Source organism: Enterococcus sp. AZ067, assembly GCF_051715005.1.
GTDB lineage: Bacteria > Bacillota > Bacilli > Lactobacillales > Enterococcaceae > Enterococcus_D > Enterococcus_D casseliflavus.
The window spans coordinates 2,412,969-2,432,244 of the sequence record NZ_JBIOSY010000001.1; the positions used below are offsets into that span (position 1 = coordinate 2,412,969).

The window sequence follows — 19,276 nt, forward strand, 5'->3', positions numbered from 1 at the left end:
CCCTCCTCTCCTTATTCTTTTATTCGGATCCGGCTTTGCCCGCTGCCGTTAGTTTCTACGAAAACTTGCTGCAGGATTCTTGCCCGCAGTTCTCGAACATGACTGATGATCCCAATCATGCGCCCTTCATTTTCGATCATTTCTAATGCTTCCATCGCCATTTCCAATGATTCTTCATCAAGCGATCCAAAGCCCTCATCAATAAAGAGGGCTTCGATCTCGATCCCACCAGCTCGTTGCTGGATCACATCCGCCAAAGAGATTGCCAACGCTAAGGCAGCAATAAAGCTTTCGCCGCCTGAAAGTGTATGAGCTCTTCTGACTTGTCCCGCATTATCGTCATATATGTCAATTTCTAAGCCTGTTGAGCTTCGATAGCTCCCGACTTTATCCGCTAATTCAAATTGATAGCGGCCACGAGTCAACCGAGCCAAGCGTTCATTGGCGACTTCTAAGATCTCTGTCAGAAATTGCTGCAGTACATACCGTTCCAAGCTGGTTTTTTTGACGTTTTCGCCGTTGATGGTTTCTGCCAACTGCTGAAGTTGGCCTAATTGGGCCAGTTCTTCGACATTTTGCTGATAAATGACCTGCAGCTCGTCAAACAACCGTTGATTGCCGTTGACTTTCTCCTGTTTGCGAACTGTTTCTTGCTGTAGTTCCTCCATCACGGTCTGCAACTGAAGGTAGTCAGCTTCCAATTGGTTTAAATCTATCGCAGCTTGCTCTTTTAACTGTGCATCTAACAATGCTAGCCGTTGCTGAACAAACACCATTTCTTGCTCATAGGTTTTGATTTCTTCTGAGAGAACGGTTGTTTGAGCGGCTTGGGCAATCAATTCCCGCATCGTTTCTTCCGTCATACCAGCTTCTTGGAGTCGCTGCGTCAGTCGTTGTTCTGCTTTTGTCTTAGCCGCTTGCTTTTCTTCAAAAAATTGCTGCAGATTTTTCAGTTTCTCTGAAAGAATCGCTTGCTGTTCGTTTATCTGCGCTTCTTGTCGGGCATCAGCCTCAATTTGTTGCGTATATTCCATCAGTAAACCATTGGTTTTTGCTAAATCGGCTTGTAATTGTTCATACGTTGCGCCTGCAAGTTGTTCCTGTAAAGAAGCCAATTTCCCCTCCGCAAGCTGGCGCGCTTCTTGGGCTTTTTTCGCTTGCTCACTGACTTGCTGATAGGACTCATTTAACGTTGCTAATTTCTCATTTACTGCCTGATGTTTCTTCTGTGCGTCTTCATAAGATGCGGCTTTTTGTTGATTGAAAGATTGCCGTTTCTTTAATTCCGCTACCGTCGTTTCCTCGGTAATCGCCTCTTGGTGTTCTAACGGCTTCAAGGCAGCAAATGCCTGTTGAACTGTAGTCCAAGCGAATGCCACTTGCTTCTGCGCAGCAGCACTGGTGGCTTGCCATTCGCTGATTCGCAATGTGGCTTGCTCCTGCAGCGTTTGATTTGCCGATACTTGCTGCTGGATCTTCGTCAATTTTTCTTGTGTTTGCTCAAGTCTTTGTTCACTGGCAATGATGTCTTCGATGCGATAGGTCGTGTGCTCTTGTGTATTCGAATGATCCAATGATCCGCAAACCGGACAGGGTTCATTTTCTTCCAGCAAAAGACGAAGCCGAGCAATTTGCATTCGAGCATTTTGACTGGTTTCTTGTTTTAACGTTTTTTGCAGCTCCAGCAAGGATGCTGCTAATTGCTGTTGTTCAAGAACCAACTCCGAATGAATTTGTTGCTGTTCCCCTGCTTTTTGCTCGGCTTCACGAAACTGCGCTTTTGCTTGCTGCCATTTTTCTACCAGAGCCTGCGTTTCTACTAATTTCACCGCTTCTGCTTGAAACCCTCGCAATGCTTCGATTTCTTCTGCCAGATGCTGCGCTTGCGCTTTGGCACTTGCTTGCGCTTGGTTTATCTTCGTTAATTCGGTGGTCTGTTGTTGTGCGGCTTTTTCAAGTTGCACCACTTCTTCTTGCTGCGCTTGTGTGCGCTGTGCTAGCGGGATCTGCTGCTGGATTCGTTGAACTTTTTGACTAGCAGCTTCCTGTTTTTTCTTGATGCCGTCAATCAACGCTCGTTGGTCTTGCCATCTTACTTGTTGCTGCTGAATTTCTTGCAGCTGCTGCTTTGTTTCGTTGATTTGCTGAGTAGCTTGCTGTGCTTCTTTCACTCGTTCTTCTTTTTGCTGCATAATTTCTTGATGTTCAAGCGCCCACACCAACTGGTTCAACTGTGCTTTTTTCTGAGCGATCTCGTTTTTTTTAGCATGCAGCTCTCGGGCTTTTTCTTGTAGACCTTGCCATTCGATCCGTGCATTTTCAATTTCTTTTGCACGGTAAAAAGCGTCTTGCGCAGCTTTCATTTCTTGGATCGCTTGGTCTTTTTTGTGTAATAACTGCTGAAGCTGCGCCTGCTGTTTTTCTAAATCCTGCGCCCACAAAGTCAGACCTTCCGCAACCGTTAAAACCTCCTGCGCTTCTTCCCATTCAAAGCGCTCCATGATTTGCGAGGCGAGCAGCTGCTGATGCTCAAGCTTTTTACTTTGTGCTTTGACTTGCTCTTTCAACCATTCATTAAATTGTTGATACATTTCCGTGCCAAATAAATTCCGTAAAACGCGTTCTTTCTCATTGCTGCTGGCAATCAAAAAATTACGAAATTCTCCTTGCGGCAACATCATGATTTGAAAAAACTGTTTGGCATCCAGCTGCAGCAGATCCTTGATAAATGCATCAACTTCTGTGCGTTTACTGATCTGCTTTTTCTCTTTGCCTTCGGCGTCAAAAATCGTTAGCTGGACTTTTGCCGTTTGGTTGGTGACCCCGTCACCACGTTTTTTTGCTAAGGTCTGTTCCGGTTTCCGTTGGATCTGGTAGGTAAAACGCTGATGTTCAAAAGTAAAGGTGACGCTGGTCTCTTCGGTTGGTGAAGCAAACATCGAGCGCATTTCTTTGCCTGAGCGCAGATTCCCCGATGTTTCACCGAACAAGGCAAACGTCATGCCATCGAAAATCGTCGTTTTTCCTGCACCCGTTTTGCCGCTGATCAAAAACAAACCGCCAGCTTGCAGCTGACTAAAATCCAATTTTTCATCAATGAATGGACCAAAATTTTTCATTTGTAAAGACTTCGGTTGCATGACTATTCCCTCTTTTCCACGACAAATGCTTCATTTAATCCTTGTTCGATCCACTTGGTTTGTGCATCGAGCAAGGAATCTCCCGTCATCTCTTGAAAAAAATGACTGATCAAGGCCTGCGGGTCGGTTTCTCGTGTCGTTATCTGTCTTTTTTTCGTCTGTTCTCGACCATTCAACCGTTCGACAGACAAAATAAATGGATAGATCTTTCGCAACTGATTCATCATATTTGGAATCACAGCACGATCCGTCAGCAGAAAATGCCAAAACGCCTCACGATCCAGCTCACGGTAAAAAACCGGATCGATCAACTCCTCAAAGGAGGCTGTCAGTTGCTGGATATCCCTTTTTGGTGTCAGGGGAATAAATTCATTTGTGTCTTTTACAGTATCAACAAGATAGACCCCTTTTTGGTTCGTCCGTTCAGAAAGGGAAAATTTCAGCGGAGAGCCACTGTACCCGATTTTCGGATGTTTCAGGGCGGAATTGGCATGTAAATGCCCCAAAACGACTCGATCAAAAGGTGCAAAAGCTGTGGTCGGCACGCTGTCCAATCCGCCAACTTGAATTTTCGTTTCAGAATCCGTTTGGCTAGCGCCCGCCACAAAAAAATGGGTCACTAACACTTGTTTTTTTGACGAATCAAAGTACTTGGTCATCTCCTCGATCACTCTTTGGACACTATCTGAAATTTTCGTTAACGGTTCGTCAAAAAATAAGCGCGCCTCGATCGGTTCAAAATAAGGCAGCAAAAAGAATTGTGTATCGTCAAACTCGACCGGTTGTAAACTTTGTTCGATGCTGGTGGACAGATAAAAACGTGTTTGCTGAAACCACTGACTACCAGTTTCTAGCCGCGTTGGGCTATCATGGTTTCCTGAGATAGCCAATAAAGGCAGTTCATTCGTTAGATTGATTTCTGCGATTTTTTCATTCAATAATTTGACCGCATCGACAGCGGGAACGGAACGATCATACAGATCACCTGCAATGACGATGGCAGCGGCTTTTTCTTCTAAAGCGATCGCAATGATTTGATCGATAATTGCTCGCTGGTCCTCCAGCAGATCATAGCCATGTAGTTTTTTTCCGATGTGCCAATCAGCTGTATGTATAAAGCGCATTTCTTCACCTTCTTAAAAAATATCCTTCCAACCATTATACCACTTTCCCTGATCGTTAGACATCTCTCTGCCAGCGAAATTTCACTTACCACCCATTTTTGATAAAAAGAGCGAACACCTGACATCATTATGTTGAAATGTTTTTTCAATTATAAATTTATATCTTGAAATATAATTACACTTCATTTACAATGAGTGTGAAATCGAATTCAACAATCGCTTTCATCACTATTCTAAAAGAAAGGAGAAACGCTATGCTTGCAATAGGACTAATGTCAGGAACCAGTTTGGATGGGATCGACGCTGCTTTAGTAAAAATCAATGGCTACGGCACCGAAACTGCTGTACAGCTGTTGGAAATGATCACACTACCCATTGGTGAAGAATTGAAGGAACAAATAAAAACCGCTTGTGATCCGGTGGAATCAAATGTTCCCCTCATCTGCCAATTAAATACTGAACTAGGGTATCAATTTTTGAAAGCGTGTCAAATCCTCTGCCAAAAGGCTGGTATTGAAGAAAAAAGCATTGACTTTATTGCCAGCCACGGACAAACGATCTGGCACTCCCCCGATTCTGATCCAGCGAAAAACAGCACCTTGCAAATTGGCGAACCTTCGATTATTGCTTATGGCTTACAAACGAAAGTCGTCGCCGATTTTCGAGTGATGGATATGGCTGCTGGCGGTCAAGGCGCCCCTCTTGTTCCTTATACAGATTATCTGCTCTATCAATCAGACAGCAAAAATCGTTTGCTGCAAAATATTGGCGGCATCGGCAATGTTACTGTACTACCAAAAAGTGGCAGCTTAAACGAGCTGTATGCCTTTGATACAGGTCCAGGAAACATGGTCATCGATGAATTAATGGTTCAGTTATTCGGCCAGCCTTATGATGCGTTTGGTGAAACAGCCCGTGCGGGAGCAATTATACCCACCTTGCAAAAGGAATTAAGAACTCATTTTTATTTGTCCCAGCAACCGCCGAAAAGCACCGGGCGTGAGCTTTTTGGAAAACATTTCGTGCAGCAGTTATTGACCAAGTATCCCGAAGCAGCACCTGAAGACTTGGTGAGGACTTTAACCGATTTCACCGCTTTTTCCATCGCTGACAGTTACCAACGGTTCATTTTTCCTCAGTTGGGAACAAACGATCTGGAGGTGATTCTCTCGGGCGGCGGTGCCCACAATCCTCTGCTGATTGAACTGATCCAAGGCTATTTACCAGAATCAGTAGCCGTTGGAACACAAGATGACATTGGCGGTTCCAACGATGCCAAAGAAGCGGTGGCTTTTGCCATCTTAGGAAATGAAACCCTTCACAGCCGTGTCAATAATGCCCCAGCAGCAACCGGGGCAGCCCAAGGCGTGATTTTAGGGAAAATCATTCCGAATCCATGGGAAGCAAAAATGTAAAACACCTTAGGAGGATAAACCATGTTAGATAAATTCACTCAATTCATCGAGCGCCATTTGGCAGGACCGATGGAAAAACTTGGCAGCCAGCGTCACTTGCGGGCGGTTCGTGACGGGATCGTTTCAACCTTGCCATTGATCATCGTCAGTTCGTTCTTTATGATTTTAGCCTTTCCACCGCTGCCTCAAAGTTGGGGCATCTATCAATTCTTGTCTAGCAATGCCACAACGATCTTATTGCCTTATCGAATGACGATGTACATTATGAGCTTGTATGCGGCATTCGGGATCGGATACAGTCTTTCTCGCTCTTATAAGCTTGATGGTCTTTCTGGCGGGATCCTAGCTACGACCGCCTTCTTACTGACCTTCACCCCTGTCAATATCCCAGCAGAAGCCTTGGATGCTGCTGGAACGGTCGGCTTTGTCTTGCCAATGGCCAATTTAGGGAGTGCTGGTATGTTCGTGGCGATCATCACCTCGATTCTTGCCGTTGAAATCTATCGGTTAACGGACAAATCGAAATTTAAAATCACGATGCCAGAACAAGTCCCCCCTGCAGTCGCTCGTTCTTTCGAAGCCTTGACCCCTACCTTAGTCATTATTTTAGGAATGGGTGCGATCACTTACTATATCGGCTTTGACTGGCACACGATCGTGGCAAAAGTCGTTGATCCTTTAGTCAGTGCCGCAGACACCTTGCCAAGTGTGCTTTTGATCACCTTCTTGACGACCTTCTTCTGGTCATTCGGGATCCATGGTGCTTCTATCGTTGGTTCACTGGCTCGTCCATTATGGTTGCAGTTATTGGAAGGAAATACGACTGCGCTTGCTTCAGGAGATATGATTCCCAATATCGCAGCCGAACCATTTTATCAATGGTTCATCTGGATCGGTGGGGCTGGTTCAACGATTGGTTTGGCTATCTTGTTAGCGTTTCGCACCAAATCGGAATTCGGTTCAAAACTAGGAAAAACAGCCTTGATTCCAGCTATTTTCAACATCAACGAACCACTGATTTTCGGTACACCGATCGTTTTGAACCCAATCTTGATCCCACCTTTCATCATTGCACCACTGATCAATGGCGTCATTGCGTGGGTCGCTACCTCAGCTGGTTTAGTCAATGCAGTTACGGTCAATGCCCCTTGGACATTGCCTGGACCAATTGGCGCTTTCTTAGCGACTGGCGGCGATTGGCGTGCGATCGTGCTGAATGTTCTTTTGATTCTTTTATCGATCCTGATCTATTACCCATTCGTAAAAATCTATGACAAAAACGAATTGGAAAAAGAAAATCAACCAGTCGTACAATAATGTGTAAATAAAGGTCGTACGAAGCACCCACCAAGACAAACAGAAGAAGCCTTCCTCACCAGCTTTTTCCAATGCCAAGAGGTGCTTCGTGCGGTTTTTTAGAAAGAAGGAAAACCATTGAAACGAGAAATTGGCCTTTCGATTTACCCCGACCATAGCGATCCTTTACTGGATCAAGACTATTTAAAAAAAGCTGCTGCCCTTGGTTACTCTCGCTTATTTATGAGTATGCTAGAAGTCAGTGAAGGCAAAGAGACCGTCAGAAAAAAATTCTCTTCGATTATCGGCTTTGCCAAGAACCTTGGCTTTGAAACGATATTAGATATTTCGCCTGCTGTTTTTAGTGATCTGGCGATCTCTTATAACGATCTTAGCTTCTTTGCAGAATTAGGTGCGGACGGTATCCGCTTGGATCAAGGGTTTGATGGCAGTAAAGAAGCCCAGCTGACCTTTAATCCATTTGGCTTGGCGATTGAATTGAATATGAGTAATGATGTGAACTATTTAGAAAATATCCTTTCTTATCAAGCCAATGAACCTTTTTTATATGGCTGCCACAATTTTTACCCCCAACGAGGCACAGGCTTAACGGATGCTTTTTTCCGCAGCTGCAGCCAACGTTTTAAAAAATATGGGTTGAAAACAGCCGCCTTCATCACTAGTCAATCAGTCAAAATCGGCCCTTGGGAAGTCAATGATGGCTTACCGACCTTAGAATCTTGTCGAGATTTACCATTGGCGCTGCAAGGGAAGCTGCTTTTTGCTTCTGGGTTGATCGATACCGTGATTATCGGCAATGCTTATGCGTCGGATGCAGAGCTGAAAGCTCTGGCGGCGATCGATCGTTACAAGCTGACCTTTGGCGTTTTCGTAGACGCAGAGGCCAGCGAAATCGAACGGAGAATATTAGCCGAAACCAATCATTTTCGTCGTGGTGACAGTAATGCGTTAGTCGCTCGTTCCACACAGTCACGGGTGAAGTACCGTCCCATCGAAAACCTCCCTCATACAAACCAAGAACCTTTTGCCTATGGGGACATCGTTATCGGCAATGATACCTTTGGCCAATACAAAAACGAATTGCAGATCGTTTTGACCCCTCACCAAGACACACGGAAAAACAAAGTCGGCGCCATTTCAAATGACGAGCTGCCTTTGTTGGAATATTTAAAACCGTGGACCAAATTTGCTTTCGAATTATTGGATTAACTCTTTAGAAAAAAGCCGCTGATCACAAAAGGATCAGCGGCTTTTCTTAGGTATTAATCTTCTCTTTTGGACTCATCGATTTGATAAACAAATGACGGATCAATCGCTTGATCCAGTGTGTCAAATGCACCCTGGATGCGCCGTTCGACTTCCGCCAAGCCCTCTTTGTCCATCTTTTTGATGTCACTGATGTCAATGGGCTCCCCAAAGCGGACGGTTACTCGCTTGCGTTTAAAAAGATCTTTTAACGTCAGCGGTCCTTGATAAACAGAGGGAACGATCTTGACCTTAGCCATTTTTGCGATCAACGCCATGCCGCCTTTTAAAGCCGTTGCGTGTCTCGTACCACTTGGAAACATGATCAAGCTAAGATCCGTTTCCTTCAAAATTTTGACTGGCGTCTTTACCGCGCTCGGTCCCGGTTTGTCTCGTTTAACTGGAAAAGCATTGGCATGGATCAAAATGAACCGTAAAATCGGGTTTTTGAACAGCTCTTCTTTCGCCATAAAACTAAATTTCTTTGGTCGAGCAGCCACTGCTAGGTACAATGGATCCCACCAGGTTCGGTGAGGAGCCACTAAAATGTAGTTTTCATTTTTAGGTAAAACCTCTTTGTTTTGATAACGAGCATTGCCGTTGATCAAAAATAATACTACGCGAACCACACCGCGCATAAAGCGAAAAAACATACTCATTTTCCTTTCTATTTCTCTCCTATTCAAGTATGCAAAAAAACGGTTTAAATGACAAGCATTTTTTAGCGTTTCCCATTATTCTTAATCGTAGTATAATACATTGAAATGAATTTAGAACAGGAGTATGCTTCATGTTGCAACCGAACGAACGCATCGACCAATTGTATGCCGATGACATCAAGATCATTCAGAGTTCCGAAGTTTTTTCTTTTTCATTAGATGCTGTCTTATTAGCAAATTACGCTAGAGTGCCAAAAAGAGGTGTAATCGTTGACCTTTGTGCAGGGAATGGCGCAGTCGGTTTATTTATCAGCAAAAAAACGACCGCTCATATTTATCAAATCGAATTGCAGGAACGCTTAGCGGATATGGCGCAGCGCAGTATCGAATTAAACGACTTGCAAGACCAGCTGACGGTCTATCCTATGGACTTGAAGAACCTCTTTCAAAAAATCAAGCCTGATTCCGTTGATCTATTGGTCTGCAATCCCCCTTATTTTAAAAATGTACCGACGGCGATCAAAAACCCGAATCCCTATTTAGCGATCGCTCGGCACGAGATCACCACAACTTTAGATGAAGTGATCCAAACCGCTAGCAAAGCGTTAAAAATGAACGGACGGTTTGCGATGGTTCATCGCCCGGATCGCTTTCTCGATATTTTGGACCATATGCGCGCCCATCGAATCGCACCAAAGCGCGTCCGCTTCGTCTATCCGAAAGTAGGCAAAGAGGCCAATATTTTATTGATTGAAGGAATCAAGGATGGCAAGGCGGATGGCTTTAAAATTGATTCCCCTCTCATTACCTATGATGAAACGGGTGCCTATAGTCCCGAAGTGAAGGCGATGCTCTATGGCTGCTGAGAATCATTATTTTTATGTCTTGCGTTGCAACGATCAATCCTTCTACGGTGGTTATACCACTGATTTGAGCCGCCGCTTATTAGAGCACAACAAAGGGATCGGAGCAAAATATACCCGTCCTGCTAGTCGCAGACCATTACAAATGATCCATGCGGAAAGCTTTTCCACTCGCAGTGAAGCCACTCAAGCAGAAGCCGCCTTCAAAAAATTGTCTCGCAAAAAGAAAGAGGACTACCTGAGCAGCCATAGCGAGAGTAATGTTATCTGACCAAGCATACAAAAAACTACCTGCGCACGGAAGATTCCTGCTTGAAGGAGCTTTCTTTCGTGACTTAGGTAGTTTTCTTTTATGGTTATTCATTCCTATTTGGTAACGCCCATTGGGTTTGACTTTTCCCAAATTCTTTCGGGATCACAGAATCGACGGATTGATATTCGAGGGTTTCTTGAGACTTTGGAATCGTAATTGCCGTCAAATAGTTGTTGGTTTCGGAATAGAAGCCGATCGTTTCAAAGGAAGGATCAGTCAAATGGTATTGAACCCCCTGCAGCTTAGCCGTTGTTTCCTCTTCCACAAATGTCGGTTGATAGCGAGCATAGTAAACCTGGGCGCCCATTTTAAAATATACGGAGTTATGAGCAGATCCAAGAAATTCAATCGCCCGTTCCACTGGTACTGCTTGATAGATCCCTAAAGTTTCAATCGCTTTATTGCTTTGGATGCGCTGATAAACTGCTGTAGTATCAGATTCGTAATATTTATAGCCTAAAAACATTTTTTCGCGGTCTCGGATATTCGGTGTGATCAGCGCATTATACGTTTTGAATTCACCATACACTTGATCTCCAATAAAAAAGCCTAGCAGACACGCAACGACTATGCCGCCAAGCAATAGCGTCACTTTTGGGTTACGGTTTTCTCGATAAAGCAGAACCATCAGGAACCCTAATAATGCGATCAGACCAACCACCATGAGAATTGGTAGGATCACATAGTAAAAACGCTCACTTTGCAGCCATTTTTCGATCGTCATAAATGCAATCATTCTTTCTTCCCCTTCGATTCCTCACTACCTACTGTTTTTCCCTTGGTCAACCAGTAGAAGGATCGTCCTTTCATCCCTTTTCTTGCCATTGACTCTTCCGACGCTCAATTCACATGTAAATTCTTATGAAATTAATTTTACCATAAGTATGTATAAAAGATAAGTATTCGTTGGATTGCTTTTCACGACCAGCATCCATTGACAAAACGAGGGTTTTATCAGATAATATTGATGCTAATAGGGAATGAATGTCTCCCTCAGTTCTTACTGAAACCGCAATTTTGCTAATGACTTCTACCACTTTTTTTTAGTGTGTAGTAGTCATTTTTTATTTTCACTCGTTCGTCATAGTTGCAAGAGCATTATTCCTATCTTTTTTAAAGGATCGTGATAGAAATGAAGAAACAAGAAACAACGTATTTTGAACTGACTGCATTAGGTTTGCTCAGTCTGGTGATTGGGGTGCTTGCTGGAGCTGTTGACACTTTCTTTGGCAAAATTTTGCTGTTCTTAAGTGCCTTCCGTGAAAGTCATTTTTTGCCATTGATTCTCTTCTTACCAATTATCGGTATTTGCTTTACTTACCTTTTCCAAAAGTATGGCGATCGGAGTCCTCAAGGAATGAACTTAGTGTTTTTAGTCGGGCAGGAAGAAGAAAAAGATATTCCGCTGCGTTTGATTCCTTTTGTAATGGTGGGAACCTGGCTGACGCATTTATTTGGAGGAAGCGCAGGCAGAGAAGGAGTTGCGGTTCAGTTAGGTGCCACCATCGCCAATCGTTTAGGAAATTGGCTGCGACTAGAAAAGTACGCCAGCACCCTTATCATGATTGGGATGGCTGCGGGATTTGCTGGTTTATTTGAAACCCCCATCGCTGCGACGTTCTTTGCATTGGAAGTGCTTGTCATCGGTAAATTCAGTCATCATGCCCTCTTACCTGCTTTGCTGGCTGCTTTCACTGCTAGTACGACTTCTCAATGGTTAGGCTTAGAAAAATTTAGTCTTATGTTGCCTCAATCCGTCGATTTGACGATACCTGTTTTTCTGAAATTACTTGTGATTGGGTTGATTTTTGGTATGGTTGGCGGCAGCTTTGCGGGCTGTTTAGAAACGATGAAACGCATCATGAAGCGGCGCTTCCCGAATCCACTGTGGCGTATTGGGATTGGCGCATTGGCGTTAGTCTTGCTTTTTGTTTTGTTGTATCAAGGGCGTTATTCAGGCTTAGGAACAAATTTGATCAGCGCGAGTTTCACGAAGCAACCGATCTATTCTTATGATTGGCTGCTTAAGTTGGTGTTGACCGTATTAACTATCAGCATTGGTTTTTTGGGTGGAGAAGTCACCCCTTTGTTTGCGATTGGCTCTTCTTTGGGGGTCGTGTTGGCACCACTGTTCGGACTGCCTATCGAACTGGTAGCAGCACTAGGCTATGCCAGTGTTTTTGGCAGCGCCACTAGCACCTTATTTGCACCGATCTTTATTGGTGGAGAAGTCTTTGGCTTTCAAAATCTACCCTTCTTTGTGATCGTCTGCTCCGTCGCCTACTTTATCAGTAAACCTTATAGTATCTATCCGTTACAAAAAAGATCGGCAAAGGGACAATGAGCCACTTCTGAACACGACAAGAGCAAAGAAAAAACCGCGAACAAGTCGCGGTTTTTTTGCTATTTTGCACGTTTTAAATAAGTACCTTCAGCTGTATTGATTTCTAGCATTTCGCCTTCTTCAACAAAGTCAGGAACATTGACAACTAAGCCCGTTTCCATCGTTGCTGGCTTTCCTGAACCAGTCACAGTTGCCCCTTTGATCGATGGCTGTGTTTCAACAACTTTCAAGATTACACTTGAAGGTAATTGCACGCCGATTACTTCGCTGCCGAAGAATTGAATTTTTACTTCCATGTTTTCTAGAATGAACTTCATTTCTTCTTCAACCACTTCAACTGGAATTTCATATTGTTCATAGGTTTCCAGATCCATAAAGAATGCGGTATCGTCCATTGTATATAGGTATTGTACAGCTTTCGTATCGATATGCGCTTTTTCAAATTTTTCTTCTGGACGGAAGGTTGTATCGTAAGTAGAACCAGTCCGAACGTCACGTAATTTCATACGCATAACCGTATTTCCTTTACCTGGTTTGTGGTGGCTGGCATCTAATACTTTGATAAGTTTGCCGTCTTGAACAAACGTCATTCCAGCTCTTAAGTCACTTGCATTGATCATAATTTTGAAATCTCCTTCACTATGTGATAATCCTTGTCTATTGTATCAAAAAAAACAGCTTTATTCTAGCTAAATCAGTGGGAAGGTCGCACAAGTTTGCGCCGCTTCTCCATGTAGTGAGGATCGTACTCATCCGTTTCAATATAAATATAGACTTTTTTATCTGCCATTTGATGTCGAATCTCGGCTTCGATCTCATTAATGATCTCATAGCCGACCTCTTCTTGTTTTGCAGCAATATCGACTTTCGCTGCAATCAAAATTTCTGCTGGCCCTAAATGGACTGTTTTCACATCGATCAAGCGATCAACATCGGGACGTTCAAACGCTTGTTTGATCACCGCTAAATCACGTTTAGTAACACTTTCCCCAATCAGTAGACTGTAAAATTCGCGGGCTAAGAAGATCGCTGCTACCATCAATAAAAGACCAATCAATAAGCCGCTGAAGGCATCAAAAAATGCGTTCCCGGTAATCATTGTTAAAACCGTTCCGATCAGTGCGATCATCAGACCGATCACCGCACAAAAGTCTTCTGTGAAAATGATCAAAATCTCACTATGCCGACTTTCTTTCAAAAAACGATAGATTGGTTGACGTTCGACGTTTAGCTCGCGGATCTCCTTGATTGCGATCCACAACGAACTTCCTTCAACGATCATCCCGAAGATCAAGATAGCGATCACTAACCAAGTATTGCCGACTTCATGGGCGGGATGCAGCAGCTTTTCCACTGCTTCCATCACGCCTAGTGCGCCCCCACCAAAGAAGAGCATCATCGCAACGATCGTGCTGAAAAAATATTTCGCCCGACCTTCACCAAACTGATGCAGCTCACTTTGTCCCTTTGTTGCCCGTTTATCACCGATCAATAAAAAGATCTGATTGCTGCAATCCACGACACTATGAATGCTTTCATTCAGCATGGCCGCACTACCGCTCAAGGCATAACCGACAAACTTACTGATCGCCACCAAAATGTTTGAGATCAGTGCAGCGATGACCGCCATCATGCCATTTGCTTTCTTTTCCACACCTAACGCTTCCTCTCATCAATAAACTCCCTGCTTATTATGCAACTATTCTTCACGAATGGATCAAGCTGCCTCTAGTTCCTCAATCAACAGGTGCTTGCTTTTTCAACTTCGCCTCTCTACGGCTGATTTTTTTGGTCCAAAAACCGCCCGAGATATACTTGGGTTCATAGCTGATGATAAACGCTCGCTCTTCCACCGCTTTGATCGTTTGATAGAGCTTTTTCTCACTTTTTCTTTGGGAAAGAATCTCTAAAATCAGTCGCGGGCCTTCCAATCCTTCACCAAAGCTTTGTGTCACACCATAACCCTCTTGTCGCAAAATCTTCGGCAAACTCTTTTCTTCATCCGTATTACTAGGTAGGATCACTGTGACCATTGTATAGCCCAGAGCCAGCTTATCTTCGATTTTGATCCCGATACTGACTCCTGCAGCATAGCCTAGTGCATAGAACAAGAGATTCAGCGGGTTATCCAAACGATCCAATACCATAGATAAGCCTAAAATATAGATCGTGATTTCGATCATACTCACTAATGGGGCAATCACGCGATACCCTTTCATTGTCAATAAAAATCGCAGTGTGTTCAATGTGACATAGGCGAGATTGATAAAGAAAATCATCGCCAGCATTTGTAGATCAACTTCCATCTTTGATTCCCCCTTGTTCTTAGCATATCAAAAGGCAAGCGAAAATTAAAATATTTGAGCAGGATTTAATTACTAAAATAGCTAAATAAAATTTATGCTGGAGAAGACACAGTGCTTAGGTGATTTTGTTGATGACTACCATGTTATGATTTTGCTCATCGATACACTACCTGTGGTTTCACTCACTTCTATTGATTGAAAAGCATATCCACCAAAGTGGGAAAAGTAGTGTAAACCACTACTCGTTTGTTTCAGACAAAAAAGAAGTCCAATGGCAAATGGACTTCTTTTTGTCTGATCAACTTTTACAGTGTTCGATCATATTCACGATTGCAGAACATGCTTACTTGTTTTCCAAGGGGTTATTCGTCAGCACCAGGTACGAAACTCAGCTCCCAATGGATGGTTCCTTGATAACTTGTTGCTTGTGGCCTCGCGCCAATAGGGATTTCCAGCTCGACACTTTTTTGCATGGTATCCTCGTTTCCATAGCGTTGAATCCAAGTTCCCGCCCCTTGCTTTTCATTGGCACGTGCAATCACTTGGTTCTGCGGTCCCAGCTCGATTGCATCAAAGTAGTCTGGTGCTTCAGAGGGATTTTCTCTAGAGGTAACCATTTCAATATTCGTCAAATGCACACTCGCTCCTTTTAAGTGGTGCTTAAACGCATCCGTGCTAACGAACCCTTCCTCTGATAATCGGGCACTCAAGATCCAGCCCTTTTGAAGAAATCGACGATCGGAAACCTGAATGTAGTTTGGTCGTTCGGTTGATTCATGATCATCCACTAAAGAAATTCGTTGCGGACGCGCCGGATAGCGGCTTGTCGACGAGCGAATCGGTACTGTACCAAAATCGAATTGTGAAACAAAGTCTATACTGATAAACCCGCGATTTTCTGGTATCAAGGGTGGATTCTCAGGTAGAATCGGTTGATCAGGATCAAGGGGATCTTTTGGGTCTACGTCACCAATGGGTTCCACAGTGGTTGATGCTTCTGCCCATTTGCCATCAAGAAATGCCTGAGCGGTGACCACCTCACCTTGAGTAAAATACTGGAAAGGTTCTAAATCAGATAGATCAAGTAAATAATGCCCGTTTTCATCCGCTTGGGTGTGAAAATACGTGCTATTGCCAGCACTATCGACTGTCGTTTCAAGCGTCGGTTCTGGCATCCGTCCCTCTCTTTGGAATCGAAGGTAGCTACCAGGATTGGCGGTTCCCGAAATCGTATAGGCATTAGGTAAGGTTCTATCTTCTGTCAAAGGATCGATGGTCACCGTGACGTCTGGTATGTTCTCAAACAATAGCCGTTGCGAACGAGAAGCAAACTGCGCGGCAAACCCTCGACTTGTTTCCTCATTTAGCGAAGATACATTGGTCACATTGGTATTGGTTCCTGAAATCGCCGCAGTCATGGACAGAATCGGTTGCCACTGAAAATCAACTGTCTCTCCTGTATTTCCATGCCGCCACTGGCGAATCGCCTGATTCTTTGCAGTGATTCCTCCCCCTTCAATTAGACCATTTGTTGTGGTCGTTATGGCGCGGGTTCTTTGCAAATTGACACGCTTGGCATCGTCGATCGTCAATCTTGCGGGATTGTTGGCACCGGTAAAGAAAAGTAGCCGTTGGACAGCCTGTGGGCTGTCCGAACGAATATCTAAGGTAGCATCTTTGCCTACGTTGAGATTGCCAGTCGTGCCAGAGAAGTGGAAAATATTTGCGGTTGTATTTTGATTTGTTGCTTCAACCTCTAAGGTGCTGCTGTCTTCTAAGGTGACATGCGTATTGGCACTTAACCAGAAAATATGACTGTACAACGTTCGGTTTGCAGCAGTAACCGACAAGCGACTTTTTTCCATTAAGCGAATATCATGGGGCGTGCCTAATGTGATGACTGCCGGGCTGTTGTTTTGTGTATTTAATGCCAATTCCGCGCCTTTTCCTAACTCAATGCGTCCATTGCCAGCGACAAAGCGAATATTAGCACCGCCTGCTTCACCAGCTGAACCGTTGGCATTTAATGATAGTCGGGCATTATCCCCTAATACGAGACGCGCATTTGTATTATAAAAATCAAGATTTCCTGAGCTGATCGTCGACATTTCGACGTTTGCTCCCTCACGAAGCTCTATTTGGTTGATTTCAAAATTCGCCTGAGTATTTGTGTGAATCATCCAAGAAGCATTGAAGTCTGATGTATATCTAGGCGTTTGGTGCGAAACCGAATGTCCAGAAAAGCTGGCTCGAGAGTGCAACCCGTAAAACAACTGATTGCCCGTATGGTTGAGATTGTGGTACCGAATGATTGAACGCTGCTGATTTGACATATTCAAATCATGGTATTCAATTGCCCCCCAAAAGTTTCCATGGTAGAGTTTCAAATTTTGCAAAGTAATGTCCCACGGGGAGTCTGGATTGACACTCGAATCGCGAAAACAGATCGCTACGGCTCTAAGATCCATCTGATATTTGTCGAGGCCATCGATGATTAACGTTCTTGAGACTTCCCTGGCATTGATATAAACATAGGCTAATCCGCCATTAGGATTGACGCTGCTGCTCCAGCCGTCAATTCCCGTAATGCCTAAACGAGGATTATCGTTCGTTTGAAAACTGGCTGTCAAATAAATATAATTGACCGTCGGATCGACCATTGCAGCCATAAATTCGATCCAATTAGCAACTCCTCTTTTTTTTACATCGTCGCCTAAAAGATAAAGATTGCCAGGATCAGATGCTGATGCCTCAGGAAGCTGGCTTTCTATTTCCTTCTCTTCTGCTAGTTGATCTTCTTGATCCAAATGATCCCATTGATCAGTGGAGTCACTCGAATCAGTTCGCTCATCCTCTTGTGTGTCCGTAGGGTTTGTCTCCCGTGCTTCCTTTATTTCAAGCATTATCATTGAATCTGCTGCTTCAAATGGAAACGATCCTGCTGTATCAACTATCAATGGAACCAAAAAATCACTTCTAGGGGTATCGGTCGTTAGTTTCCAACCGTTCTCCTCAGTGAGTGGCGTCATCTTGACTCCCTTTGGCAACTCCTCTTCAGCAATAACCGCAGCTTTCGGCAATCGGATCGCTATTTCACTAATGGGACGGTCCGTATGAAACGCAACCAGTAACAGGTCTCCTACAGTCCCGGATTTCGTTGATTCATCAAAATAAATGGCAACTCTTTCCTCAGCCTCTTGCTCTCGTATCGGATCGAATGATTCACTCGCAATCGTTTTTTCCTCCAGCTGCGCAGCAAAGAAAACGTTTGAAGAAAACACACTCATGGTTGAAAAAAAGTAGAGTCCTCCAAGTAAGCCAATAATGATGGTGAAATATACCTTTCTCTTTTTCTTGTTCATTTGTTGATGCCCCACCTTTCAGCGTATCTTTCCCTTGAAATCGATCAAGGATCAGGCCTTCCCAAAGAGCAGCTTTAGCCATCAGGACGCTTGCTTCCCTTTTTCAATTGCAGCTGATCAGAAAACCACTGTCCTGCCACCGTTTGACTTGCCATCGATTTTAAATGACAAAAAAAATCGCCAATTAAAATAACAAACATTATAAATAACGATGGTTTTGATCGTTTCACTTTATTCTATAGTCCACGCTATTGCTTAGTAAAATCAGAATATTCCTCAGGCGGTGAAAAATGTATTTCAACTAATCACTTTGTGAAATCGATAGTTTCGGCACACAAAAAAAACAGCTAGATGTTAGCCATCTAGCTGAAATCATTCATGGTTATGCTCAAAGGACCACTTCTATTAAGAGTAACTGTCACTGCTATTTAGAACGAAAATAGCCATTTGAAGATTCTTCTTGTTGATCGTCTTCAATCATTCCTTTTAATGATCGATCTAAAACGGAACGTTTTTTCTCACCATTTTTTTTATTGCTGGCTCGAAACTCACTGCGTGTCATCCCAACAGAGGGGTGGCGATTGAATTTTTTGACGGTCGGATCATTTTCTTCTTTGACTTGATAAGCTGCTGGTTCAGTATCAAACAACAAATAACTTTCTTGTTTTTTTGCCATTGCATCCATCAAATCGTTCGGCGTAATTTCAGGTTTTTGCTCATCTGGAATAATCGATGCAGGAATATATTTAGGCACGAAGTAAGAGCGCCCCGAATATTCTTTTTTCGAAGAAACAGGAACCTCAGCTTTTTCCTTCTTACTGGTTACTTGATAAGAAGAATGGTTCGCCTCTTTGCCAAAAAAGTTGGTTTTTCCTGTTGGCATCTGCTCTTTCACTGGACGTTTTCCGTACTGAGGCAAGTTGGCACGGTGATTGGCAAGCTCTTCTTTTTGACGAACATTGTGCCCCCGATCCCGTTGGCTGGACTGCACTTTGCGCTGCAAAGGTTGATTTTCATCCTTGTGAGAATGACTCACGGGATCTTTGATTTCGGTTAAAATCCAATCATCTGCTTTACTGAATGCGGGGCGATGCTCGGATTGCAGCTTCACACCATCTGTATCATCATAAGCAGGAAAACGGAAGTGTTTTCGTTTCACATCTAAATAATTTGCCACTCTACTCATCC

At 43.7% G+C, this 19,276-nt stretch carries 15 protein-coding genes and 1 riboswitch; of the genes, 6 read left to right on the plus strand and 9 right to left on the minus strand.

Translation table 11 applies throughout. The features are described 5' to 3' along the window. Positions 1-11: 11 nt before the first annotated feature. A complete protein-coding gene (locus IGI82_RS11450; protein ID WP_438842239.1) occupies positions 12-3,140 on the minus strand; it encodes an AAA family ATPase in 3,129 nt (1,042 codons plus the stop codon). A gap of 2 nt (positions 3,141-3,142) precedes the next feature. Then, the gene (locus tag IGI82_RS11455; RefSeq protein ID WP_438842240.1) at positions 3,143-4,264 is read right to left on the minus strand and encodes an exonuclease SbcCD subunit D; all 1,122 of its coding nucleotides are present in this window, start codon (positions 4,262-4,264) and stop codon (positions 3,143-3,145) included. Between the two features lie 254 nt (positions 4,265-4,518). On the opposite strand from IGI82_RS11455, the gene anmK reads away from it, so the two are divergent. The 3 genes from anmK to IGI82_RS11470 all read left to right on the plus strand — a co-directional run bounded on the left by anmK (position 4,519) and on the right by IGI82_RS11470 (position 8,205). Next, positions 4,519-5,679 carry an anhydro-N-acetylmuramic acid kinase AnmK gene (gene anmK / locus IGI82_RS11460; RefSeq protein ID WP_438842241.1) on the plus strand — a complete coding sequence of 387 codons (1,161 nt, stop codon included), beginning with the start codon at positions 4,519-4,521 and terminating at the stop codon, positions 5,677-5,679. Positions 5,680-5,700: 21 nt separating this feature from the next. Beyond that, positions 5,701-6,996 carry a PTS sugar transporter subunit IIC gene (locus IGI82_RS11465; protein ID WP_016610823.1) on the plus strand — a complete coding sequence of 432 codons (1,296 nt, stop codon included), beginning with the start codon at positions 5,701-5,703 and terminating at the stop codon, positions 6,994-6,996. 117 nt (positions 6,997-7,113) lie between these two features. Beyond that, positions 7,114-8,205, plus strand: a complete 1,092-nt coding sequence (locus IGI82_RS11470; protein WP_438842242.1) for a DUF871 domain-containing protein — start codon at positions 7,114-7,116, stop codon at positions 8,203-8,205. A 53-nt stretch (positions 8,206-8,258) separates the two neighbouring features. On the opposite strand, the gene IGI82_RS11475 is transcribed toward IGI82_RS11470, so the two are convergent. Next, positions 8,259-8,894: a lysophospholipid acyltransferase family protein gene (locus IGI82_RS11475; protein WP_005229679.1), complete on the minus strand. Its 636-nt coding sequence runs from the start codon at positions 8,892-8,894 to the stop codon at positions 8,259-8,261. A 137-nt stretch (positions 8,895-9,031) separates the two neighbouring features. Between IGI82_RS11475 and IGI82_RS11480 the strand changes: the two genes are divergently transcribed. Next, positions 9,032-9,766 (plus strand): tRNA1(Val) (adenine(37)-N6)-methyltransferase, encoded by a 735-nt coding sequence (locus IGI82_RS11480; protein WP_016610820.1) that lies wholly within the window; start codon positions 9,032-9,034, stop codon positions 9,764-9,766. Then, positions 9,756-10,034 carry a GIY-YIG nuclease family protein gene (locus tag IGI82_RS11485; RefSeq protein ID WP_005229675.1) on the plus strand — a complete coding sequence of 93 codons (279 nt, stop codon included), beginning with the start codon at positions 9,756-9,758 and terminating at the stop codon, positions 10,032-10,034. The genes IGI82_RS11480 and IGI82_RS11485 overlap by 11 nt, the downstream gene beginning before the upstream one ends. A gap of 85 nt (positions 10,035-10,119) precedes the next feature. On the opposite strand, the gene IGI82_RS11490 is transcribed toward IGI82_RS11485, so the two are convergent. Next, entirely contained in the window at positions 10,120-10,812 is a 693-nt protein-coding gene (locus IGI82_RS11490) for a hypothetical protein (protein ID WP_005229673.1), read from the minus strand. 231 nt (positions 10,813-11,043) lie between these two features. Then, positions 11,044-11,116: riboswitch (Fluoride riboswitch) on the plus strand. Between the two features lie 92 nt (positions 11,117-11,208). On the opposite strand from IGI82_RS11490, the gene IGI82_RS11495 reads away from it, so the two are divergent. After that, positions 11,209-12,420, plus strand: coding sequence for a chloride channel protein (locus tag IGI82_RS11495; RefSeq protein ID WP_087627694.1), 1,212 nt, complete (start codon positions 11,209-11,211; stop codon positions 12,418-12,420). Positions 12,421-12,479: 59 nt separating this feature from the next. On the opposite strand, the gene efp is transcribed toward IGI82_RS11495, so the two are convergent. The 5 genes from efp to IGI82_RS11520 all read right to left on the minus strand — a co-directional run bounded on the left by efp (position 12,480) and on the right by IGI82_RS11520 (position 19,274). Further along, on the minus strand, positions 12,480-13,040 hold the full coding sequence (gene efp, locus IGI82_RS11500) for an elongation factor P (RefSeq protein ID WP_005229668.1): 561 nt from the start codon (positions 13,038-13,040) through the stop codon (positions 12,480-12,482). Between the two features lie 74 nt (positions 13,041-13,114). Continuing rightward, a complete protein-coding gene (locus IGI82_RS11505) occupies positions 13,115-14,053 on the minus strand; it encodes a cation diffusion facilitator family transporter (protein WP_005229666.1) in 939 nt (312 codons plus the stop codon). Between the two features lie 103 nt (positions 14,054-14,156). Beyond that, complete coding sequence (locus IGI82_RS11510; RefSeq protein WP_005229664.1) at positions 14,157-14,726, minus strand: DUF2179 domain-containing protein; 570 nt, start codon at positions 14,724-14,726, stop codon at positions 14,157-14,159. 362 nt (positions 14,727-15,088) lie between these two features. Then, positions 15,089-18,088 carry a WxL domain-containing protein gene (locus tag IGI82_RS11515; protein WP_438842243.1) on the minus strand — a complete coding sequence of 1,000 codons (3,000 nt, stop codon included), beginning with the start codon at positions 18,086-18,088 and terminating at the stop codon, positions 15,089-15,091. Between the two features lie 424 nt (positions 18,089-18,512). Further along, positions 18,513-19,274, minus strand: a complete 762-nt coding sequence (locus IGI82_RS11520) for a hypothetical protein (RefSeq protein WP_438842244.1) — start codon at positions 19,272-19,274, stop codon at positions 18,513-18,515. Positions 19,275-19,276 lie beyond the last annotated feature (2 nt).